The organism is Zhihengliuella halotolerans, from assembly GCF_004217565.1.
Lineage (GTDB): Bacteria > Actinomycetota > Actinomycetes > Actinomycetales > Micrococcaceae > Zhihengliuella > Zhihengliuella halotolerans.
The window spans coordinates 668,931-691,195 of record NZ_SHLA01000001.1; the positions used below are offsets into that span (position 1 = coordinate 668,931).

17 protein-coding genes and 2 tRNA genes are annotated in these 22,265 nt (G+C 69.1%); 12 read left to right on the forward strand and 7 right to left on the reverse strand.

What is annotated here, in order from left to right:
- The first annotated feature begins 54 nt into the window (after window positions 1–54).
- The gene (nudC, locus tag EV380_RS02995) at window positions 55–1,032 is read left to right on the forward strand and encodes an NAD(+) diphosphatase (RefSeq protein ID WP_165391879.1); all 978 of its coding nucleotides are present in this window, start codon (window positions 55–57) and stop codon (window positions 1,030–1,032) included.
- Window positions 1,029–3,146: an ATP-dependent DNA helicase UvrD2 gene (locus EV380_RS03000; RefSeq protein ID WP_207219289.1), complete on the forward strand. Its 2,118-nt coding sequence runs from the start codon at window positions 1,029–1,031 to the stop codon at window positions 3,144–3,146. Before nudC ends, EV380_RS03000 begins: the two co-directional genes overlap by 4 nt.
- A gap of 5 nt (window positions 3,147–3,151) precedes the next feature.
- On the opposite strand, the gene EV380_RS03005 is transcribed toward EV380_RS03000, so the two are convergent.
- Complete coding sequence (locus tag EV380_RS03005) at window positions 3,152–4,192, reverse strand: ThiF family adenylyltransferase (RefSeq protein WP_130449266.1); 1,041 nt, start codon at window positions 4,190–4,192, stop codon at window positions 3,152–3,154.
- A gap of 99 nt (window positions 4,193–4,291) precedes the next feature.
- Here EV380_RS03005 and EV380_RS03010 point away from each other — a divergent pair, with 99 nt between their 5' ends.
- Window positions 4,292–4,846: a M48 metallopeptidase family protein gene (locus EV380_RS03010; RefSeq protein ID WP_207219290.1), complete on the forward strand. Its 555-nt coding sequence runs from the start codon at window positions 4,292–4,294 to the stop codon at window positions 4,844–4,846.
- 12 nt (window positions 4,847–4,858) lie between these two features.
- Here the strand turns inward: EV380_RS03010 and EV380_RS03015 are convergent, their stop codons facing one another.
- The gene (locus EV380_RS03015; RefSeq protein WP_130449268.1) at window positions 4,859–6,283 is read right to left on the reverse strand and encodes a zinc-dependent metalloprotease; all 1,425 of its coding nucleotides are present in this window, start codon (window positions 6,281–6,283) and stop codon (window positions 4,859–4,861) included.
- A 164-nt stretch (window positions 6,284–6,447) separates the two neighbouring features.
- Between EV380_RS03015 and EV380_RS03020 the strand changes: the two genes are divergently transcribed.
- From EV380_RS03020 to EV380_RS03040, 5 genes are all read left to right on the forward strand, one after another.
- Window positions 6,448–7,551, forward strand: a complete 1,104-nt coding sequence (locus EV380_RS03020) for a YlbL family protein (protein WP_102160102.1) — start codon at window positions 6,448–6,450, stop codon at window positions 7,549–7,551.
- 140 nt (window positions 7,552–7,691) lie between these two features.
- Window positions 7,692–10,754, forward strand: a complete 3,063-nt coding sequence (locus EV380_RS03025) for a UPF0182 family protein (protein ID WP_130449270.1) — start codon at window positions 7,692–7,694, stop codon at window positions 10,752–10,754.
- Between the two features lie 159 nt (window positions 10,755–10,913).
- A tRNA-Met gene (locus EV380_RS03030) sits at window positions 10,914–10,987 on the forward strand.
- 264 nt (window positions 10,988–11,251) lie between these two features.
- Window positions 11,252–12,193, forward strand: coding sequence for a cytochrome b/b6 domain-containing protein (locus tag EV380_RS03035; protein WP_130452069.1), 942 nt, complete (start codon window positions 11,252–11,254; stop codon window positions 12,191–12,193).
- A gap of 75 nt (window positions 12,194–12,268) precedes the next feature.
- A tRNA-Met gene (locus EV380_RS03040) sits at window positions 12,269–12,342 on the forward strand.
- Window positions 12,343–12,409: 67 nt separating this feature from the next.
- Here EV380_RS03040 and EV380_RS03045 read toward each other — a convergent pair.
- Together EV380_RS03045 and EV380_RS16950 are read right to left on the reverse strand one after the other, a co-directional pair.
- Window positions 12,410–13,183, reverse strand: a complete 774-nt coding sequence (locus tag EV380_RS03045) for a PspA/IM30 family protein (RefSeq protein WP_130449272.1) — start codon at window positions 13,181–13,183, stop codon at window positions 12,410–12,412.
- Between the two features lie 59 nt (window positions 13,184–13,242).
- Window positions 13,243–15,423: a TPM domain-containing protein gene (locus EV380_RS16950; RefSeq protein ID WP_278030530.1), complete on the reverse strand. Its 2,181-nt coding sequence runs from the start codon at window positions 15,421–15,423 to the stop codon at window positions 13,243–13,245.
- A gap of 264 nt (window positions 15,424–15,687) precedes the next feature.
- Between EV380_RS16950 and EV380_RS03055 the strand changes: the two genes are divergently transcribed.
- From EV380_RS03055 to EV380_RS03070, 4 genes are all read left to right on the forward strand, one after another.
- Window positions 15,688–17,361 (forward strand): S1C family serine protease, encoded by a 1,674-nt coding sequence (locus EV380_RS03055; RefSeq protein WP_242607485.1) that lies wholly within the window; start codon window positions 15,688–15,690, stop codon window positions 17,359–17,361.
- A gap of 177 nt (window positions 17,362–17,538) precedes the next feature.
- Window positions 17,539–18,351 carry an electron transfer flavoprotein subunit beta/FixA family protein gene (locus tag EV380_RS03060; RefSeq protein ID WP_207219292.1) on the forward strand — a complete coding sequence of 271 codons (813 nt, stop codon included), beginning with the start codon at window positions 17,539–17,541 and terminating at the stop codon, window positions 18,349–18,351.
- An 18-nt stretch (window positions 18,352–18,369) separates the two neighbouring features.
- Entirely contained in the window at window positions 18,370–19,323 is a 954-nt protein-coding gene (locus EV380_RS03065) for an electron transfer flavoprotein subunit alpha/FixB family protein (protein ID WP_130449274.1), read from the forward strand.
- Window positions 19,320–20,081 carry a PIG-L deacetylase family protein gene (locus tag EV380_RS03070; RefSeq protein ID WP_242607486.1) on the forward strand — a complete coding sequence of 254 codons (762 nt, stop codon included), beginning with the start codon at window positions 19,320–19,322 and terminating at the stop codon, window positions 20,079–20,081. The genes EV380_RS03065 and EV380_RS03070 overlap by 4 nt, the downstream gene beginning before the upstream one ends.
- Before the next feature lie 59 nt (window positions 20,082–20,140).
- On the opposite strand, the gene EV380_RS03075 is transcribed toward EV380_RS03070, so the two are convergent.
- From EV380_RS03075 to EV380_RS03085, 3 genes are all read right to left on the reverse strand, one after another.
- A complete protein-coding gene (locus tag EV380_RS03075; protein WP_165391880.1) occupies window positions 20,141–20,701 on the reverse strand; it encodes an anti-sigma factor in 561 nt (186 codons plus the stop codon).
- A gap of 122 nt (window positions 20,702–20,823) precedes the next feature.
- The gene (locus tag EV380_RS03080) at window positions 20,824–21,297 is read right to left on the reverse strand and encodes a tRNA (cytidine(34)-2'-O)-methyltransferase (RefSeq protein WP_130449278.1); all 474 of its coding nucleotides are present in this window, start codon (window positions 21,295–21,297) and stop codon (window positions 20,824–20,826) included.
- 25 nt (window positions 21,298–21,322) lie between these two features.
- Complete coding sequence (locus EV380_RS03085; protein ID WP_102160043.1) at window positions 21,323–22,261, reverse strand: J domain-containing protein; 939 nt, start codon at window positions 22,259–22,261, stop codon at window positions 21,323–21,325.
- Window positions 22,262–22,265 lie beyond the last annotated feature (4 nt).

Below are 22,265 nucleotides of genomic sequence, written 5' to 3' on the forward strand. Positions count from 1 at the left end.
ACAGCTTCGCCGTGCCGCGGGGCGTGCACGCGACCAAGTGAGTACGGTGGGATCATGCAAACTTCGAGGCCCCGGACCGCCGACGCGGCGCCGGTGCCGTACCTCCTCGAGCGCAGCAGTGAGGACCGCGCCAGCGAGGCATGGCTCCCGTCTGTGACGGCGGACCCCGAAACCAGGTACCTGCCGATCCTCTCCGGTCGCTCGGCCCACAGCGGAGCGGTCGAAGCCGACGGCGCCCGGCTGCGCTGGTTCACGCGCGAGGAGGTCGCCGCATTTGCGCCGCGCGACGCAGCTGAGATCTACCTCGGCAGGCTGAACGACGACGCCGCCTCGCCAGCCGCAGGACGTCACCTCGTTGCGGTGGTCGTCGATGTGGTGGCCGAGGATCGGTTCGCGTCCTACCGTCGGCTGCGCGAGCTCGCGCCACTGCTGGACGCCGCCGAGGCGGAGATCCTCATCTCCGCCACGGCCATCGTCAACTGGCACGCGGGGCACACGCACTGTCCGCGCTGCGGCGCGCCCACCGTCGTCGTGCACAGCGGATGGGTGCGGCGCTGCAGCGCCGACGGGACCGAACACTTCCCGCGAACAGACCCGGCCATCATCGTTTCGATCATCGACCGGGAAGACCGGCTGCTGCTGGGGGCGAACGCCCGCTGGGGCGGGCAGCGCTACTCGACTCTGGCCGGGTTCGTGGAACCGGGGGAGTCGCTCGAGGCCGCCGTCGTCCGCGAGGTCGCCGAGGAGGCCGGGATCGTGGTGCATTCGCCCGAGTACGTCGCTTCACAGCCCTGGCCGTTTCCGGCGTCCCTCATGCTCGCGTTTCGGGCGCAGACGGACGACGTCGACGTCGTGCCCGACGGCGAGGAGATCATCGACTTGCGCTGGTTCACGCGCGACCAGCTCGCCGAAGATGTCCGCTCCGGGCGCATCGCGGCGCCGACGCCGGCCTCCGTCGCGCGGAGCCTCATCGAACTTTGGTACGGTGGGCCGTTGCCCGAACCGCGCCAGCCGGAGAGTCAGAGAGCGTGAACTCAGTAGAAGAACGAATCCTCGCCGGACTCGATGACGAACAGCGGCGCGTCGCGACGACCCTGAACGGTCCGCTCTGCGTCCTCGCCGGCGCCGGGACCGGCAAGACGCGCGCGATCACCCACCGCATCGCCTACGGCGTGCATACCGGCGCCTATCAGGCCAACCAGGTCCTCGCGGTGACGTTCACCTCCCGCGCTGCGGCCGAAATGCGCACGCGGCTGCGCGACCTGGACGCCCCCGGCGTGCAGGCCCGCACGTTCCACGCCGCCGCACTGCGCCAGCTCCAGTACTTCTGGCCACAGGCGATCGGCGGGGAGCTGCCGAACATCATCGACTACAAGGCGCAGATGGTGGCGGAGGCCGCCCGGCGGCTGCGACTGACGACCGACCGCGCGAGCATCCGCGATCTCGCCGCCGAGATCGAGTGGGCGAAGGTCTCGATGCACACCCCGGAGAGCTACGTCGACGCCGCGGCGGGACGCGACGACGCCGCCGGGTTCGACAAGACGACGATCGCCCGCATTTTCCAGTCCTATGAGGACGTCAAAACGGACCGCCACATGATCGATTTCGAGGACGTGCTGCTGCTGACTGTCGGCATCCTCGACACCGAAGCGCAGATCGCCGCCCAGATCCGGAAGCAGTACCGCCACTTCGTCGTCGACGAGTACCAGGATGTCTCGCCGCTGCAGCAGCGCCTGCTGGACCTCTGGATGGGGGACCGCCAGGACGTCTGCGTCGTCGGAGATGCGAGCCAGACCATCTACTCGTTCACCGGCGCGACGCCGGCGCACCTCCTGGAATTCGGGCAGCGGTACCCGGAGGCCCCGCTCGTGAAGCTGATTCGCGACTATCGCTCGACCCCGCAGGTCGTCGACCTGGCGAACCGACTGCTCTCGACGCGCCGGATAGAGGCCGGAGTCGGGGACCGGAACGTGTCCTGGCCCGAGCCGCTCGAACTGATCGCCCAGCGCGAGAGCGGACCCGAGCCGCAGTTCGCGGAATTCGCCGACGACCAGGCCGAGGCGGCGGGGATGGCCAAGGCCATCCAGCAGTTGATCGACTCGGGTGTCCAGGCCGCCGAGATCGCCGTGCTGTACCGCACCAACGGCCAGTCGGAGAACTACGAACAGGCGTTGGCTGCGGCCGGCATCGGCTACCAGCTGCGCGGCGGCGAGCGGTTCTTCCAGCGCCGCGAGGTCCGCGACGGGATCCTGCAGCTGCGGGCCGCGGCCCGGGTCGATGCCGAAGGCAGCGTCACGCAGCAGGTCAAGGACGTGCTCTCCTCCCTCGGGTACTCGGAGACGGCGCCCAGCGGTTCGGGGGCCGTGCGCGAGCGCTGGGAGTCGCTGCAGGCGCTCGTGGCACTCGCCGCCGAGCTTGAGAAGAAGCGCGCCGACCGGCAGGAGTCGCTCTCGCTCATGGAGTTCGTTGCCGAGCTCGACGAGCGGGCCGCCGCACAGCACGCCCCCACCGTGCAGGGGGTCACCCTCGCTTCGTTGCACTCGGCCAAGGGGCTCGAGTGGGACGCGGTCTTCCTCGCGGGCATGAGTGACGGGCTCATGCCGATTTCGTTCGCCGAGGACCAGGCGGACTACGACGAGGAGCGCCGCCTGCTCTACGTGGGAATCACCCGCGCCCGACGCCACCTGCACGTCTCGTGGTCGCTTTCCCGGACGCCCGGGGGCCGCGCCAGCCGGCGCCCTTCGCGCTTCCTGGACCGATTGCGCCCGGCCGTGTCCACCCAGGATGGCGCCTCGAGCCCGCGGGCCGCGAAACGCCGTCGTCTGGCGGGGCCGCCCACGTGCCGGGTCTGCGGGACGCTGCTCTCGAGTGCGGCCGAACGGAAGGTCGGCCGCTGCGGCGACTGCCCGCCGGGCTACGACGAGGCGGTCTTCGAGCGGCTGCGGCAGTGGCGGCTGGACACCGCGAATGAGGCGTCGGTGCCGGCGTTCGTGATCTTCACGGACGCCACGCTCATGGCGATCGCCGAGGCCGGCCCGACGGACGCCACGGAGCTCTCCAAGGTGCCGGGGGTCGGGCGGACGAAGCTCGAGCGCTACGGCCCGGACGTCCTCGATATCCTGAGTGCCGGCGGCCCCGCGGCCTAAGGTCGCTACCCCATGCAGCCGCAGTGGTCGCCGGTCCGTTGCGGCGTGACCGATGTGGCGCCCGAGGCGAGGTCTACAGTGACCTCGTGACCAGCCGACGCGGGCACGTTGACGCGATCGAGAAGCATCAGTGCGTGCATGACCGCGATCCCGGCAGCCGTTGCCGCCAAGGTGACCTCCGTTCCGACGGGAGTCGACGACGGCGAGGCCACCGGATGGTCGACGCAGCAACGCAGGCACTGCGTCAGGCCCGGGAGCACGAGCGGCCCGACGACCGCCCGTGAGTCCTCGAACCGGACGGGCAGGTGGGCGGCGTCCAGCCCGGCGACGGAGTGCCGCGGCAGCCCGGTGGCCGGGTCCGCGAAGAGCAACGTGATATCGGCTGCCGCCTCCCGGGCGCCGGAGATCACACGCGTCTGCGGGTGGCTCGATTCCAGGCGTCGGGTCACGGCCGCTGCGCGCGCCCGGCCGAGGTCCGACATCGACAAGGGCCCCGTGCCGAGGTCTGCTGGTCGGACGTCCAGGCCGTCGTCGAGGACGATCGTCCCCACACCGGCTGCAGCCAGGAGCTGGGCGGCCTGCGCGCCGGCCCGACCGAGCCCGTGAACGCGCACGACGGCGTCGTCGCGCCGCTGCAGCGCGGGGCCGGCGTGTGCCGCGTAAGCCAGAGACCAGTCGGCGATGTCCGGCGCCATGATGTCCGCCCGGAGTCCCGGGAGCCGGTACGACCCCGCCTCCACGAGGACGGGCTCAACGAGGCGGTCCAGCTCGCGGCAGCGCGGCGCCGGGGGCAGAGTCGTGTCGGCGACCGGGTAGTCGACGTGGGATCCGCTCGCGGCGAGCCGGGCGAGATAGGCGCGGTCCGCATCGGAGACCCCGCCGATCCAGATGCCGCGCGCGCCCAGCCCGATGCAGACGGAGGTCGCGGTGAGACGGTAGAGGCGCAGGCCGGGGTTGATGCGGCGGGCGGTCTCAGCGAGGCCGAGCGGCAGACGGTTCGTTTCTTCGGCCACGGGCGGTTCGGATGTGGGGTCGATCACGCTCATGGAAGCATGGTGCCACGTTGGCGCGACCGGCCGTCCGAGTTATCCACAGGGGGCCGGTTCGAATGGCTACAACCGGGCGGGTGGGGGAGAATTCCGGGTATGGCGATGAAGAATCTCAGGGAGTTCGATGCGGCGGACGGCACACGCGTGCGGATCGTCTCCTCGACGCGGCGCAACAAGAGCGTCGGGGCCAAGTGGGACGGGGAGTCCGTCGTCGTCACGGTCCCGGAATGGATGGACGCCGGAACCCAGACGAGGCACGCGGAGTCTCTCGTGCGCAAGATGCAGCTCAAGCGGCGCCGCAGCCGGCCGCGGGCCAGCGACGTCGACCTGGCAGCCCGTGCGGCCGCACTCGACGCCGAATACCTGGGCTCGAGGGCCCAGCCGGTCAGCGTTCGCTGGGTGACGAACCAGAACCACCGCTGGGCCTCGGCCACCCGGTTCGAGAAGTCCATCAGGCTCTCGCATCGACTGCAGCCTATGCCCGGGTGGGTCCAGGACGCCGTGCTCGTGCACGAACTGGCCCACCTCGTCGCGGACGACGGGCACGGGCCCCGGTTCCAAGCGCTCGCCGGGCGCTACCCGCGGATGCAGGAGGCCAACGCCTTCCTCGACGGGGCGGCCTTCGCATGGGCGAATCCCGAGACCGCGTAGGCGGCCGGGCCGCTACTTCGAGTCGTCCGTCGGGCCTGTCGGTGCCTCGTCGTCCCCGTCGTCGTCAGGGGTGTCGAACCCGCCCGAGAGCAGTTTGTTCAGCGCCTCGTCGAGCTCGCTGTCCTCGGCCTCGGCGAGCTTGCGACGCGTGCCGAAGCCGGCGGGGTCGTCCAGGTCCTCTGCTGTCGGCATGAGGTCCGGGTGGGACCAGATGTCGTCGCGGCCCTCGAGGCCGCGTTCGGCGAGCATCGTCGACCAGAACGCCGAGGCGTCGCGGAGCCGGCGCGGGCGCAGTTCGAGTCCGACGAGTGAGGCGAACGCCTGCTCGGCGGGCCCGCCCGTGGCGCGCCGGCGGCGCAGCATTTCACGCAGGGCGGTCGCGGAGGGCAGGTTGGCCGATGCGGCTGCCACGACCTCGTCGACCCAGCCCTCGATCAGGGCGAGCGCGGTCTCCAGCTTGGCCAGCGCGGTCTCTTGAGCCGGGGTGTGCTGTGGGGTGAACAGGCCCTCCACGGCCATGTTCTGGAAGGACTCGGGGTTGCTCGGGTCGATGTCGCGGATCGACTCTTCGATCTTGGACATGTCGATGTGGATGCCGCGTGCGTAGGCCTCGATCGCTCCGACGACGTGCGATCGCAGCCAGGGCGCCCGAGTGAAGAGGCGGACGTGGGCGGCCTCGCGCAACGCGATGAAGAGCAGGACCTCCTGCTCGGGCGCGTCGAGGTTTTCGCCGAAGGCGCTCACGTTCGCCGGCACCAGCAGCGGGGCGTTCCCGGCCAAGGGTAGGCCGATGTCGGTACCGCCGAAGACGTCCTTCGCGAGACCGCCCACGGCGGTCCCGAGCTGCATGCCGAACATGGCGCCGCCGAGGTTCTGGAACATGCCCTGCGCGCCGGCCAGCATGCCCTTCATCTCCTCCGGTGCCTGGTCGCGCATTGCGGTTGTCATCGCAGCGGACATCGATTCGGCGACGTCGGAGGTGAGGACCTTCCACGTATCCATCGTCTTGGTGACCCACTGGGCCCGCGAGATCGCCGTGAACTCGGCAGTCGGGGCCTCGAAGGCGGTGGCCGCGTCCAGCCACATCTCGGCCAGTCGCCCGGCATCGGCGATGGCACGCTGGCGGGGCGCGGTCACGCTGGGATCGTCACCGGCGGCCGCCTGGCGGGCGGAGTCGATGGCGAGGGACCAGTTCACGGGCCCGCTCTCACCGCTGGCCATCGCCCCCATCAGCTGCTGCATCTGGCGGAACATGGCCTGCATGGCGGCGGGATCGTTCTGCATCCCCATCGCCTTCTGGATCTCCTCGGGCAGGTTGTCGGGGTCCATGCCGCCACCTGCGCCGCCAAAGAGATTGGAGAACATCTCGGCAAACGGGTCCTTGTCGTTGTTGTCGTCGGAGCCGTCCGGGCGATTGTTCTCGGTGTTGTCAGCCATGCTCCAACGGTACTCCCGATTCCGGTGCGTGACCCGGGTGAATCCGCCCGGTTCGCTGTTGGCAAAGCGCAAGGAGGGGACCGGGACACGGGCCGCTGGTGTAGGCAGTAGCCTAGAGTTCGGACTCAAAGATCCGTAGCAGGCAATCGTACAGAGGAACCCCGTTGACCCAGCAGTCCCCACCCTCGCCCGGCACATCCCCGACCGGGGAGGACCAGTCTGCCCGCCCTCGCCGGCTCCGCAGGACGCTGCTCGCCTCGACGGCCGTCGTCGTCGGGCTCTCATTCGTGACGATGGCGCTTCCCGCGCCCTACGTCATCGAGTCGCCGGGTCCGACGCTCAATACCCTCGGTGAGGTGGAGGGAGAACCCGCGCTCAGCGTCAGGGGTACCGAATCCTATCGGCCGGATGGGCGTCTCGACCTGACGACCGTGTTCGTCCGCGGTGGCGGCGGACGCCACGTCACCTTCTTCGAAGCCCTGCAGGCGTGGGCCGACCCCACGAAGGACCTCTTCCCCCAGGAGAGCGTCTATCCGCGCGGCGTGACAGGGGAGCAGATCAGCGAGCAGAACACGGCCCAGATGGACGAGTCGCAGGAGACATCCGTCGCCGCGGCGCTCGGTCAGCTGGACATCGACTACGACGCGTCCATCTCCGTCGTCGAGTTCGCCTCCGATCAGAATCAAGACGTGTTGGAGGTCGGAGACGTCGTGACGGACCTCGACGGCGACTCGGTGGCGACGGTCCAGGCGCTGCGCGACGGGCTGCAGGAGGACCGCGAGGAGGGCCACGTCCTGACCGTGCGCCGCGGGTCGAAGACGCTGGAGGTCCCGGTCGAGACGACGACCGCGCCCGACGGCACGAAGCAGGTCGGCCTGTTCCTGCGCACTGACTTCGATTTCCCGTTCGCCGTGGAATTCGCGCTCGACGACATCGGGGGCCCGAGTGCCGGGATGATGTTCTCGCTCGGCATCATCGACCTGCTGACCGAGGGTGATCTGACGGGGGGCGAGCACATCGCCGGCACCGGAACCGTTACTGCAGACGGGCGGATCGGGGCGATCGGGGGCATCGCGCAGAAGGTCGTGGGCGCCCGGGAGGCCGGCGCTGATTTCTTCCTGGCACCGGCGGGGAACTGCCGTGATCTGGCGGGGCGGGTTCCGGACGGACTGCAGATCATCGAGGTCGAGACGCTCGAGGACGCGTACGACGCCGTGCGCGGCGTGGGTGCCGGAGAGTCACCGGAGAACCTGCCCTCCTGCGATTGATCGGGGCCTGACGCGGCCTCCCGCGACGGGGCTTCACAGAGTGTCCAATGAGGTTCGCCACACGGGGCCAGATGGGGCAGAATAGACACAAACTATGTTGCGACTTTGCATAGCCCCGTAACCCCTGACTTGAGGTTCCTATGACGTTTGGCTCTGACTTTCCCTTCGGCGGCCGCCCTCCGGGCGACGGCGGTTCGAATAGCGGCGAGGAGCCGCCCGAGAGGCCCGCACGCAAGTCTTCGGCGCTGATGCCGACGATCGTCGTCGTCGGTGTTCTCGTGGCCGGCTTCGTGTTCTTCGCGAACACGTACGCGGAGATCCTCTGGTTCAACCAGCTCGGCTACTCCGAGGTGTTCTGGACCGAGAAGATCGCGAAGATCGTCCTCTGGGTCGTCGCCTTCCTCATCATGGGCCTGGGCGTCTGGGGCAGCCTCACACTGGCCTATCGCTCGCGCCCGGTCTACGCCTCCGCGGCGCAGCAGCAAGACGTGCTGAGCAAGTACCAGACGCAGCTCGAGCCGATCCGCCGTCTCCTGATGATCGGCGTCCCCGGCCTGCTGGCCGCGTTCTCGGCCGCTGCCATCGCCAGCCAGTGGCAGACGATCATGCTGTACCTGAACCAGGTCGACTTCGGCGAGGCCGATCCGGAGTTCGGACTGGACCTCTCGTTCTTCCTGAACACCCTGCCGTTCGTCGGACTCATCGTCGGTTACGGCGTCTCCGTCGTGCTGATCGCCGGTATCGCCGGCCTGCTCATGCACTACCTCTACGGCGGAATCCGCATCGAGGAACGCGGCGGGATCACCGTCTCCAAGGCGGCCCGCGTGCACATCTGCGTCACGGCGGCGATCTTCGTGCTGCTGCAGGCCGTCAACTACTGGCTGGACCGCTACTCGACGCTGCTGAATCAAGACGGCCGCGTGGCCGGCGCCATGTACACGGACGTCAACGCGGTCATCCCGACCAAGACGATCCTCGCCGTCGCCGCCGTCATCGTCGCCGTCCTCTTCATCCTCGGCGCCATCCTGGGCCGCTGGAAGCTGCCCATCATCGGCACCGCGATGCTCATCGTGACCGCACTTGTGGCCGGCGGCGTGTACCCGTTCATCGTCCAGCAGTACCAGGTGCTCCCGTCGGAGAAGACGGTCGAGCAGGAGTACATCGCCAAGAACATCGAGATGACGCGTCAGGCCTACGGGCTCGACAAGGTCGAGGCCGAGAACTACGACGCGACGACGGACACCGCCAAGAACGCCCTGGCCAAGGACAGCGCGACGACGGCGAACATCCGTCTGCTCGATCCGAACCTCATCTCCGACGCCTTCCGGCAGCTGCAGCAGTTCCGCCCGTACTACAGCTTCGCTGAGACGCTCAACGTGGACCGCTACGAGATCGACGGCGAGGTCCAGGACACGGTCATCGCCGTGCGCGAGGTCGATGTCGACCCGGCCGACTCGTGGATCAACCAGCACATCACCTACACCCACGGCTACGGCGTCGTGGCCGCCTACGGCGCCAAGGTCGCGGCCGGTGGCCGTCCGGACTTCATGCTCGGCGGCATCCCGACGCGCGGCGATCTGACGAGCGATGACGACTACGAGCCGCGTATCTACTTCGGTGAGGAATCGCCGCAGTACTCGGTCGTCGGCGGCCCCGAGGGTTGGGCGCCGCGAGAGCTCGACCGCCCGCAGGACGAGTCAGGCGAGGGCGACGCCAAGACGACCTTCGCCGGCGACGGCGGACCGAGCATCGGCAATTTCTTCAACCGACTGGTCTACGCGCTGAAGTTCGGCTCGACCGACCTGCTGCTCTCCAGCGACGTCAACGACGAATCGCAGATCCTCTACGACCGCACGCCGAAGGAGCGCATCCAGAAGGTCGCGCCGTACCTGACGGTCGATTCGAACGCCTACCCGGCGATCGTCGACGGGCGTGTCAAGTGGATCGTCGACGCGTACACGACGAGTAACAACTTCCCGTACTCGCAGTCCCAGCAGATCGAGTCGGCCGTGACCGACTCCCTGACGGGCGCGCAGCGCGAGCTCACCGCTTCCGGCGAAATCAACTACATCCGCAACTCGGTCAAGGCCACAGTCGACGCCTACGACGGCTCCGTCGATCTGTACGCCTGGGAGCCCGACGAGCCGCTGTTGCAGGCGTGGCAGAAAGTCTTCCCGGAATCGATCAAGCCGTACACCGAGATGTCGGCGGACCTCATGAGTCACGTGCGCTACCCGGAAGACATCTTCAAGATGCAGCGCGAGCTGCTCGGCAAGTACCACGTCACGAACCCGGACGACTTCTACGAAGCCAACGACGCGTGGTCGGTGCCGAGCGATCCGACGGTCGAGGGCGGGAACGTCGCCCAGCCGCCATACTACCTGTCGCTGAAAATGCCGAACCAGGAGAACCAGACCTTCTCCCTGACGTCGACGTTCATCCCGCGGGCCTCGGCCGGCGGACAGCAGCGCAACGTGCTCTACGGGTTCCTGTCCGCCGAGGCGGACGCCGGCCGCGAGGCAGGGGTGAAGGCGGACGGCTACGGGACGCTGAGGCTCCTCGAGCTTCCCCGGAGCACCGTCGTCCCGGGGCCGGGACAGGCGCAGCAGAACTTCGACTCCAACACCGAGGTCTCGCGGGAGCTGAACCTTCTGCGCCAGGGTGCGTCCAACGTGATCAACGGCAACATGATCTCGCTGCCCGTCGGTGGCGGTATCTTGCACGTCCAGCCGGTCTACGTGCGCTCGACGGGCGACACCTCGTACCCGACGCTGCGCAAGGTCTTGGTCTCCTTCGGTGACAAGGTCGGCTTCGCCGATACGCTCTCGGAGGCGTTGGACCAGCTCTTCGAGGGCGCCTCGGGCGCGACGACCGGCGAGGAGCCAAATGGCGACGGCGACGCCGGATCCGGCGACCCCGACGGTTCCGAGGAACCAGCCGAAACCACAGCCGAGGAGGACCTGCGAGAGGCGCTCGCCGCGGCGAACTCGGCCATCGCGGCGGGCCAGGCGGCACTCGCGGAAGGCGACTTCGCGGCCTACGGGCAGGCGCAGGAGGACCTGAACCGTGCGCTCGAGCAGGCGATCGAGGCCGAGGCGGAGATCGCCGGCACGGCACCGGTCAACGAAGAGCCCGCTGAAGACGAGGCCACCGGCGACGAGGCCCCGGCGGACGAGTCGGCGGAGGGCTCCGGGGACAACTAGAACTAGTCCACCGCGAGAGACGCACGCGACGGCCGCCGAATCCCCGCTAGGGGAGCCGGCGGCCGTCGCCGTTCCAGCCACCGTGTCCCATCGCACAGTCCTCGACTGGCCCCTCGATTTGCGTTCAGTCCTCCATGCTGGCAGTATTAAGTCTTACGCCGCGGGGTGGAGCAGTTCGGTAGCTCGCCGGGCTCATAACCCGGAGGTCAGAGGTTCAAATCCTCTCCCCGCAACGAGAAAGCAGGCCCTGACTTGGGAGACCAAGTCAGGGCCTGCTTGTTTTCGTGCCCCAGCGAGGGCCGTGAGGAGGAGCCGAGTGCGCAGCGACCACGGTCGCCCTCGCGCCCTGTGGGATAGTTCACAACTACTGCAGTACGATATGTTAATAATCATTAACTATCGCGATGTCGGTGCCACGTTGCGCGTCTCGTGCCGTGACATGGTGCGCCTCGAAGGCCGCCGACTTGTATTCTGAGGGGCGTTGCCCGGTGAAAGGAATGGATGTGAACGCGTCGCTTTCGACGAAGACCCCCGCTGGCGGATCGAAGCCGTGGGCGAGGTACGGCATCGCGGCGGCCGTGGCCGTCGTCGTATTCGCCCTCCTGGTGCTCGGCTCGCGGTGGCTCGTCACCCTCGAGCCGGTGCAGGGCTTCCTGCGCGACTATCCGGGGCACACGCCACTGCCGGCCGGCACGGCCGAAGGGCTGCCCGCCTGGCTCGGCTGGCAGCACTTCCTGAACATGTTCTTTTTGTTCCTGATCATCAAGACCGGTTGGCAGGTGCGGACCCAGCAGCGTCCGCCGGCGAACTGGACGCGCAACAACAAGGGTCTGATCAAGACCAAGAACCCGCCGAAGCGCATCAGCATCAACCTGTGGTTCCACCTGACGCTGGACGCGCTGTGGGTGCTCAACGGGCTGGTCTTCATGGTGCTGATCTTCGCAACCGGCCATTGGGTGCGGATTGTCCCGACGAGCTGGGACGTCTTCCCCAATGCGCTCTCCGCCGGGCTGCAGTACCTGTCGCTGAACTGGCCGATGGAAAACGGGTGGGTGAACTACAACTCGCTGCAGCTGCTGGCCTACTTCCTGACGGTCTTCGTTGCGGCGCCGTTGGCCATCGCGACGGGCCTGCGCATGTCGGAGGTCTGGCCGAAGAAGGCCGCTATCAACAAGGTCTACCCGATCGAACTGGCCCGCGCCGTTCACCTGCCGACGATGGTCTACTTCGTCCTCTTCGTCATCGCCCACGTCGCCCTCGTGCTGGCGACCGGGGCACGGGCGAATCTGAACCACATGTTCGCCGCCCGAAGCGACGACGGTTGGCTCGGTTTCTGGATCTTCGTCGTCGCGGTGCTCGTCAGCGTCGCTGCGGTGGTCTTCTCGAGGCCCGTGGTCATCGCCCCGATCGCCAACCTGACGGGCCGCGTCAGCCGCTGAGAACCGGCTGCGATCAGTCGGGGAGCGGGCCGATTTGGCATCGGGCCACAGGCTATGTATAGTTGTATCTCGCGCCGCGGGGTGGAGCAGTTCGGTAGCTCGCCGGGCTCATAACCCGGAGGTCAGAGGTTCAAATCCTCTCCCCGCAACGAGAAAGCAGGCCCTGACTTGGGAAACCAAGTCAGGGCCTGCTGCGTTAACAGGTGCGTTCAGGCGTCAGGCTCCGTGGTAGCTGGAGCCCTCGATCTCGGCCGCCCCCTCGCCGAGCGCCCCCGGGTTCTTCCCCTGCTTGAGCGCCGCCAACCGCGCCTCGACCTCGAGTTCCTCACCCAGGTCCTCGAGTTCCTCGAACTGCGAGTCGAGGCTCGAAGCGGCCAGTTCGCTGGCGCCGAGGACGCGGGCCTCCTCGCGGCGGATCTTCTCTTCGAAACGCGAGACCTCCGAGCTCGGGTCCATGATGTCGATGCTCTTGATCGCGTCGTGCACCTGGTTCTGCGCCTCGGCGGCCTTGGCCCGGGCGACCAGCTCGTCGCGTTTGGCGATCAACTGCTGGCGCTTGTTCTTCATTTGCTCGAGGCCGGATTTGAGCTTCTCGACGACCTGCTCCTGCGAGGCGATCGTCGGAGCGGACGACCGGACCTCGGACTCGGCCTGCATCTGCCGCTGGATGGCGACCTTGGCCAGGCTGTCGTACTTGGCTGCCCGCGCATCGTCGCCGTTGCTCCGCTCCTGGTCCGCGCGGCTGGACGCCGCGAGCGCCTTGTTGCCCCAGTCGGCCGCGTTGCGGGTGTCCTCGTCGCGGTCCTGCTGCATCAGGCGGAGGTTGCCGATGGTCTGCGCGATCGCGGACTCGGCCTCGGCGATGTTATTGGTGTAGTCGCGCAGCATCTGGTCCAGCATCTTCTCCGGGTCCTCGGCCTGGTCGAGGATCGAGTTGATGTTGGCTTTGGCGAGCTGGGCGATGCGCCCGAAGATCGACTGCTTCTGCATGGTGTGTGCCTTTCGCTGGAGATGTAGTTGGTCGTGTAGTCGGGAATCGATTGTCTAGGTCAGAAGTTGCCGCCGCCGCCGGAGAAGCCCCCGCCGCCGCCGAACCCGCCGCCTCCACCGCCGAAGCTTCCGCCCCCGGAGAAGCCGCCGAAGCCGCCGCCTCCGAAGGGGCTTCCGCCTCCGTGGCCCGAGGAGCGGCCACCGCCGAGGAGGGAGTCGATGATGATGCCGCCGAGGATGGCTCCGCCGAGACCGCCGCCGAAGCTGTCGCCGCCGCGCCGCCGCCGGTAGCCGCCGCCGAACAGGTCCGGGGCGCCGTCGCCGAAGCCGCCGACGTCGTTCTCGGCCTCGCGCGCGGCCTGGTCGCCGAGGTGGATGGCCTGATTGGCATGGTTGAGGGCCGTGGCCGGGTCGGTTGGTGACAGGCGCACCGCCTCGTCGAGGTGCCGCTCGGCTTCGGCCAACCGGGTCCGCGCCGTCGCCCGAACGCCACCTCGTCGGGCGCGGATGTAGTCGGCGGTGCCCTGGATCTTGACCTGGGCCGAGTGGATCGCCGAGCGGAGTTGTTCGCCGGCCCGGCGCTGCTGTTCCTGCAGGTCGCGCAGTCCTGCCATCGGCGCGTCCAGCTGCGTGCGGGCCGCCTCGACATCGCGCAGCAGGGTCTCCGGATCGGTACGTGGCTGGACCATCGCCGCCCGCGTCGCGGCGACGACCTGCTCGACGGCGGCCGTCGGGCCCGCGAGCTCGCGTGCGGCGGAGGCGTCCATCGCCGCCCGCGCGCTCGAGACGTCCCGCTCGGCCGCCTTGAGCGCCGACTCCAGGTCGCGGGTGGTCTGCGTCAGCTGGCTCTTCGCCGCCTCCACGGCGTCGACGAGCAGGCGGGCCTGGCCGATGGCCTCCTCGGCGCTGCGGATGACGACGGCGGCGCTGCCGCCGCCCGCGTCGCCCACGGAGCCGGCGGCCTCGTCCAGTCGGGCCCCCGCGAAGTCGATCCGCTCAGCGGCCTGGTCGACGTTGTCGCGGACCTGCGCCAAGGCGGAGTCCGTGTAGGAGGCTGCGAGGGATTGCAGCGTCTCCTCGGCGGCGTCCAGACGCCCCTCGAGCCCGGGCAGCTCGCCGCGCAGCCGGGCGAGGGACTCGGGCGCGCGGCGCTCGAGCTGGCGGAGCGCGTCGAAGTCCTCGTGGTGCTCCTCGAGGGTGTCGTTGACGGACTCGCAGCGGCGGATGATCTCCCCGAGCCAGGAGCGCTGCTGCTCCTCCGTGTCGGGGATGTGGTCGTCGAGCTGCTGCTGCAGCTTGAACGAAGCGTTCAGGTGCCCCCGCGCCGCGGCGACGTCCTGCACGAACGTCGCGACGGCATCGTCCCCGTACTGCAGGCGGGCGAAGTCGATCTCCTGCTCGCTCGACTTGATGGCGTCGTCGGCCGCCACGAGCAGGCTCCCGGCCTGCGTGCGCAGCTCCTCGACGCTCAATGCGGCGAGCGGGTCGGGCGCCTGCTGCGCCGCTTGTTCCTGCCGCGGTTGCCCGTCGCCGGACGGCTGCTGCGGCGCGCGTCCGAGATTGCGCTTCTTGCGGCGTCCCGCGACGAGGGCGGCGACTCCGATCGCGCCACCGATGAGGACGACCGGCCAGAAGCCTCCGCCCCCGGACCCGGTGGCAGCGGGGTCCTCCGCGGCCCCCGGCGGCACGGCGCCTCCGGAGCGGGACGCGGAGGCTGCCTCGATGCCGTCACCGGCGGCGACCGCCGCGGCGGCGAGCGCATCGCCAGTCAGCGGGTCCCCGGAGAGTTCGCCGCTGATCCACTCGCCCCAAATCTGCTGCGTGTGCTCTTGCAGCCAGCCGCTCGAGTGGGCCGCCAGCTCGCCTTGCCGCTCGTCGACCGCGAGCGCGAGGAGGGCGTCGTTGCTGCCGAAGTCTTTGGCGTCGGCGACGGCCTGGATCCAGGAGGCGCGATCATCGGGGTTGTCGAAGGAGTCCACGTAGACGACGAACAGGGTGATCCCGGTGTCCTGACGGACCTCGGCGAGCCGATTTTCGACGTCGCCGGTGCGTCCGCCCAAGAGGCCGGTCGTGTCGACGACGTACTCGCCCGCCGGAATGTCCACCGGTTCCTCAGCGGCCGCGGGAGAGGCACCCAGGCTGAGAGCGAGACCGCAGGCCAGCGCTGCGAAGCTCAGCCGGGACCGGTGCGAACGCCAGCGTGTTCGTACCGTGGGGGACATTCCGTGCGGTTCTCGCATGCGTAACCCTTCGAGTCTGCGGTGCATCGTCGGCGAAACGCCGTGTTTTCGAGCAGATGTTGGCGATTCTATGGTCTTGAGGCGCCCATCTCCAGAGTTGGGGCCGCGACTGGCGGGCGGTGCGCTCACAGCGTAAGTGCCCTGCCGATCGAGTCCGCGCGTTGGAGGCTGTACACAGGAAAAACATAGGGCAGGCTGGAACGGAACACAGGGGACCCCGTCATAGTTGAACTCAACAAGACGGACGAAAGGACACACCACGCCATGAGCGAGACGAACGGCTCCGAGACGCCGAAGCACGACGCGAGGAACCCGGCGTCGCCGGAGGCCGGGCAGGGGGCCGTGCCGCCCCGGCCGCAGACACCGCCGACCGGCGCGACCGGCCCGGACGAGCCGGCGTCGCAGCCCTCCACTGAGCCGGAAACCACCCCGATCACGCGTCCGGACGCCGCGGCCACCGCGGCCCAGCCCGCCGTCGAGCAGCCCACGACGGAGCAGCCCGCCATGACGGAGCAGCCCGCCGCGGCCGAGGAGCCGGCTGAGCGGCCGCGCTACGGACAACTCGGGCCGGCGGCCGGTGCGGATGCCGGTCCCAGGACCCAGAGCGACGCCGATACCGCGGGCGCAGCGGGGCAGCCGGCCGCGTACTCGAGTGCTTACCAGTACGGCCAGAGCGGCGACGGGCACACGTTCTACGGCGCCCCGGTGCCGGCCCCGCGCTCGCAGCGCAGGCCCCGCCGCTACGGTGCCGCGACGCTGGTCGGCGGCATGCTCCTGGCTGCGATCGTCGGCGCCGGCTCCGCGATCGGCGCGAACTACTTCCTGACCTCGGGCAGCAGCTCGCAGGTCTCCTCGCAGCAGCCGGGTGAATCCCTCGTCATCAACAACCCCGAAAACGTGACGGCCGTGAGTGCGGCGGCGGCCAAGGCCTCGCCGAGCGTCGTGACCATCGAGGCCTCGTCGTCGAGCGCCGGCGGGTCCGGGTCCGGGATCATCCTGGACGACGACGGCCACATCCTGACCAACACCCACGTCGTCACCCTCGGCGGCGAGACGGGGGACCCGAGTCTGAGCGTGCGCACGGCCGATGGCCAGGTGCACCAGGCGCAGATCGTCGGCACCGACCCGCTCTCGGACCTGGCGGTGATCAAGATCGACGCCGAGAATCTGACCCCGGCCGAGCTCGGCAGCTCCGGCGACCTCAACGTCGGCGACACCGCGGTGGCCATCGGGGCCCCGCTGGGCCTGAGCGGAACAGTGACCGACGGGATCATCTCCACGCTGAACCGGACGATCAGCATCCAGTCCTCCGCCGTGCCCGACGCGCCCGCCGAGGGTGAAGAGGACGGGGGAGGCGGGGAGTTCAACTTCCAGTTCCCCGGCCAGGAGGGCCGGAGCGGGAACTCCGGTTCCATCCACGTCAACGTCATCCAGACCGACGCCGCGATCAACCACGGCAACTCCGGTGGCGCGCTCGTGAACGTCGACGGTGAGATCATCGGTGTCAACGTCGCCATCGCCTCCAGCGGCAACGGGGCGACAAGCGGGGAGGACAGCGGAAGTATCGGCGTCGGGTTCGCGATCCCGATCGACTACGCCCAGCGGATCGCCGCGGATCTGATCGCCGACGGCGAGGCCAGCCACGGCCTCTTGGGCGTCACGGTGCAGGCCCAGCCGGCCGGCACCGGTGAGAACGCGTCGTCGTTCAGCGTCGGGGCCGTCGTCCGGGAGGTTTCGGATGGGTCCCCGGCTGAGGAGGCGGGGCTGCGCCAGGGTGATGTCATCACCCGCGTCGACGAGCGCCGGATCGACGACAGCCTCTCGCTAACCGCCGTGATCCGCGAATACGCCGCCGGCGACAAAGCGACGATTCATTACCTGCGCGACGGCCGGGAGGCGACCGCTGACGTAACAGTCGACGCGAGCCCGAGTAACTGAGAGTCATCGGGAACCGACGCGGTTTTCGGCGAATAACCTGATCCGCGTTCTCCCGCTAGCATGGTGACCAACCGCCGCGATCGATCCTGGTCGTGTGCGGACAGTCCCCACGGCCAATGGCGGCGGCGAACCCCACGGAGGCGTTCGACGCCGGCAGGTCTTGACTGAAAGGCAGCAATGAGCGACGCACCGGCGCAGCTGAAGGTACTGGTACTGGTCAAGTACGTACCCGACGCGCAATTCGATCGGCACCTGACGGGGCAGACCCCTCGCCTGGACCGCAGCGACAGCATCCTCTCCGAACTCGACGAGTACGCGGTGGAAGCCGCATTGCAGCTCATCGAGGCTCACGGAGGCACCAAGGCGGGTCACGAGGTGACCGTCCTGACCATGGGACCGGACGCCGCTTCCAACGCGGTGAAGAAGACCCTCCAGATGGGCGCCACTCGGGGCCTGCACCTCAACGACGACGCGCTCGCCGGCTCCGACGCCGCCGCAACGTCACTCGCGCTCGCCGAGGCGATCCGCCACGAGGGCGGGTTCGATCTCGTCATCACGGGAATGGCCTCGACTGATGCCGAGACTTCGCTGGTGCCGTCGCAGCTCGCCGAGCGGCTCGGCCTGCCGCAGGTCACTCTCGTCTCGGAGCTGTCGCTGGAGGGCGGCGACGTCGTCGCCCGTCGCGACGGCGACACCGAGACCCAGTACGTGCGCGCGCCGCTTCCGGCGATCGTCTCCGTGACCGATCAGTTCGAGGAGCCGCGCTACCCGAACTTCAAGGGCATCATCGGAGCCAAGAAGAAGAAGACCGCACCGCTGTCCCTGGCCGATCTCGGCCTCGGCGCCGATGCGGTCGGCACGGATGGATCGTGGACCGAGGTCGTCTCGAGTGAGGCCCGCCCGGCACGCACCGCCGGCACCGTCATCACCGATTCCGGCGACGCCGGCGTCAAGCTGGCCGACTTCCTCGCTGACCGCAAGCTGCTTTAGCCACCTCGGGAGATACACATGAGCACCACACTGGTTTATCTTGATGCGCGTTCACTGTCAGCCGAGGGAATCGGCAAAGCGGAGCGCGAACTGTTGACGATCGCCGCCGCCCGGTCCGCCGGGTCCGTCGTCGTCGCGGTGTCGTCCCCCGTGGACGACGACGTCGCCGCCGGCCTCGGCCGGTTCGGCGCGACGACCGTCCTGGTCCCGTCGAGTGACGTCACCGCTTCGCTGGCCGCCGGCCCGGCGGCCTTCGCCGCCGCAGCGGCTGCCGAGTCGGGTGCCGACCTCGTCCTGCTGACCAACGCGGGCGACTCCAAGGAGGTCGCCGCGCGGCTGGGCATCAAGCTCTCCGCCGGCGTCGTCACCGACGTCGTCGCGGTGGCCGGTGACGAATACACGAAGTCCGTCCTCGCCGGAACCTACACGACCCGCATCCGGGTCAAGACGGCCACTGCCGTCGTCACGATGAAGGCCAACAGCGTTGAGCCGGCCGCGGCCGGCGACGGCGCGGCCGAGGTCCGCCGTCTCGACGTCCCGGAGATCGGCCCGTCGGCCACCGTCGAGCGCACCGAGGCCAAGCCCGCTTCGGGGCGGCCGGAGCTCGCTGACGCGCGTGTCGTCGTTTCCGGCGGCCGCGGACTCGAAGGCGATTTCGGCCCCGTCGAGGCCCTCGCGGACTCGCTCGGCGCGGCCGTGGGCGCCTCCCGCGCGGCGACCGACGCCGGCTGGATCGAGCACTCCTACCAGGTCGGCCAGACGGGCAAGACCGTCTCGCCGCAGCTCTACATCGCTGCCGGCATCTCCGGCGCCGTCCAGCACAAGGCCGGAATGCAGACCGCGCAGACCATCGTCGCGATCAACTCCGATCCGGACGCGCCGATCTTCGAGATCGCCGACCTCGGCATCGTCGGCGACCTCACCGAGATCCTGCCGCAGGCCGCCGAGGAGATCAAGCGACGCAAGGCGTGAGCGGGCCCGGTCGCCTCGGCGGCGCGGAGGGGATCGAGCGGGTGCTCTGCTTCGCGGCGCACCCCGACGATCTCGACTTCGGCGCGGCCGGGACCGTGGCCGCCTGGACCGCGGCCGGCGTGGACGTGCAGTACTGTCTCATGACCGACGGCGACGCCGGCGGGTTCGACCCGGGCCATCGCGGCTCCATCGTCGCGATGCGCCGCCGGGAGCAGCAGGACGCCGCGGCCCTCGTCGGCGTCGACAAGGTGCACTTCCTCGGGCACCGCGACGGCTATCTCGAACCCTCGCACGAGGTGATCGAGCAGGTGGTGGCGCTGATCCGAGAGGTGCGCCCCGACGTCGTGCTGGCCATGCACCCCGAGCGCGACTGGGACCGCCTGCAGCGTTCGCATCCGGACCACCTGGCGTGCGGCGAGGCCGTCACGCGAGCCGTGTATCCGGCCGTCGAGAACCCGTACGCGTACCCGCACCTCGCTGAGGCCGGACTCGAGGCGTTCAAGCTGGAACGGCTATGGTTGTACGCGGCCCCGCGCAGCCGGGAGAACCACTGGGTGGACATCACCGAGCAACTCCCGGCGAAAGTCTCCGCCTTGCGCCAGCACCTCAGCCAGCACCCCGACGTGGGGCGCATGGAGGAATTCGTGCGGACCCAGCTCGCGGCCAAGGGTCGCGAGGGCGGACTCGCGCCCGGACGGCTCGCCGAGGCGTTCCACGTCGTCGTCGTCAACGGTCCCGACACGATCGCCGGTTTCTGAGCCGACGAGAAGGGGGCGTCGCCGCGGTTTCGCGGCGACGCCCCCTTCTCGTGTCCGGGTTATTCTCCGGTCGGGACCGGCAGGGACAGGATCGGCTCAGTCGTCGGGATGCCGGCCTCGCCGACCGGCTCGATGGTGATGTCGACCTCGACGACGTCGCGGAGCCCCTGGAAGCCGACGACCGGGTCTTCGGCGTCTGTCTCGAACGGTTCCAGCGGGCTGTGGTTTCCGGTGTTCGCGTCGACGACCCACGCCTGGTAGACGAGGCCCGACTCGGGTTCCGGGAAGTCGGAGAGCTCGACGAAGCCGGCGTCGGCCTCCGCCGAGACGGACAGGGTGGCCGTGCCTCCGTCCTCGTACTCGGTGGTGCCCGTGACGACGTCGGAGGCGTCGCGGACCTCCCCGACGATGTCACGGGGCATCATGGCGACGACGATCGCGAGGACACCGGCCACGAGCACGGCGGCCGCGATGGCGAAAAGGGCCGCGCGTTTGACGGGCACCGGTCGCCTGCGGCGCTTGGTCGTGGCCACCTCGTCCACGAGGTCCAGACCGAGGTTGGTCTCTTCGTCGGCCCTCGGGTCCCGATCCGCATCGTCGTGCAGGGGACGTTCGCGCATGCTGTTCATCCGTTCCGTTTCGTGCTCGCAAAGTCCGTTATCGGACTGTTACTTTCAACTCTAGGGGACGAAACTGTGTACGCGCGGCAGGCACGGTGGGCGCGGCCCGAAGAATCCGGAGGTCAGGCGCGCGGGCCCGATCCGGCGAAGCCGTGCTGCTTCCACGCCTCGAAGACTGCGATGGAAGCGGTGTTGGCTAGATTCATGGACCGACGCGAAGGCATCATCGGGAGCTTCACGAGATTCGTCACCCGTTCGTCGGCCTTGACCGCGTCCGGAAGCCCCACCGACTCGGGGCCGAAGAGGAGGATGTCGCCCGGCTCGTAGGCGACGTCGGTGTACAGAGTCTCGCCCTCGGCCGTGAAGGCGAAGACACGCGCGGGCAGCAGCGCCTCGAATGCGGCCTCGAGCGACGGGTGCACGGTGACATGGGCCAGGTCGTGATAATCGAGGCCGGCGCGGCGTAGCTTCGCATCTTCGAAGTCGAAGCCGAGGGGCTCCACCAGATGCAGCTCGGAGCCGGTGACGGCCGCGAGCCGGATGGCATTGCCCGTGTTGCCCGGGATTTCTGGGGTGAAGAAGAGGATGCGGAACACGCCTGCCATCATAGCCCGCGTGCCGTCAATACATCCCGCCCAGCAGGCGCCCCAGGACCGGGACGTTCACGACGTTGGGGGTCGGCCCGGTACCGAGGAACATCTTCAGTTCGCGGACGAGGTTCGCCGAGTTGACCACGTGCGTCAGCGAGGAGGCCGACGACGGCTCGGCGCCGCGCGCGTAGTCGATCACGGGTTCGTGCAGGTTGCCGTTGGGCGAGTGGATGACGGTCCACCCGGTCACGTTGACCTCGGGCATCAGCAGCGCCTGCATCCGGCTCACCGCCGGGGCCAGGCGCGGCGGCTTGACCGGCTTGCCGTCGCGAAAAAGGTGCTCGCCGTCCCAGCGGTAGATGCCTTCCGGCAGCAGCATCGAATTCACGAGCGCGAGGCGGTACCCGGCCAGCACGGCGTGGTCGACGAAGCCGCGGTCACTGGGGGAGTGGATGCCGTTGACGAGCCGGGCCGCCGGCAGGACGGAGAGCACCTGGTTGCTGATGAGCGAGATCGTCTGCGCCTCGCGCTGCAGGCGGGCGTGGGCGCCGAACAGGCCGCGCTTGCGGGGCACGCCGTGCACGCGCTGCTCCGCGAGCTCGCGGCTCAGCGGCGGAACGACGCCGTCCTCGTAGGCCGGCACGTACACCGGCGCCTGCGTGGCCCGCGTCGTCCCGCTGCCGCCTGCGGGGCCGGCGGTGAAGCCGGACGCGGGGGTCGCCGCAGACGCCGGCGCCGTCGTGCGCGTCGACGCGCCGGAGAGCCCGCCGTAGTTGCGGTCGTAGGAGCTGCGGGCAGCCGGGTCCCCGAGGGTCTCGTAGGCGAGGGAGACGCGGCGGAACTCGTCCGCATCACCCCCGTGATCCGGGTGGGTGCGGCGCGCGGCGCGACGATACGCGGTCTTGATCTCGTCGTGCGTGGCATTCTGCGGGACGCCGAGAACCTCATAGTGGGTCCGTCTTTCAGCCACGTCT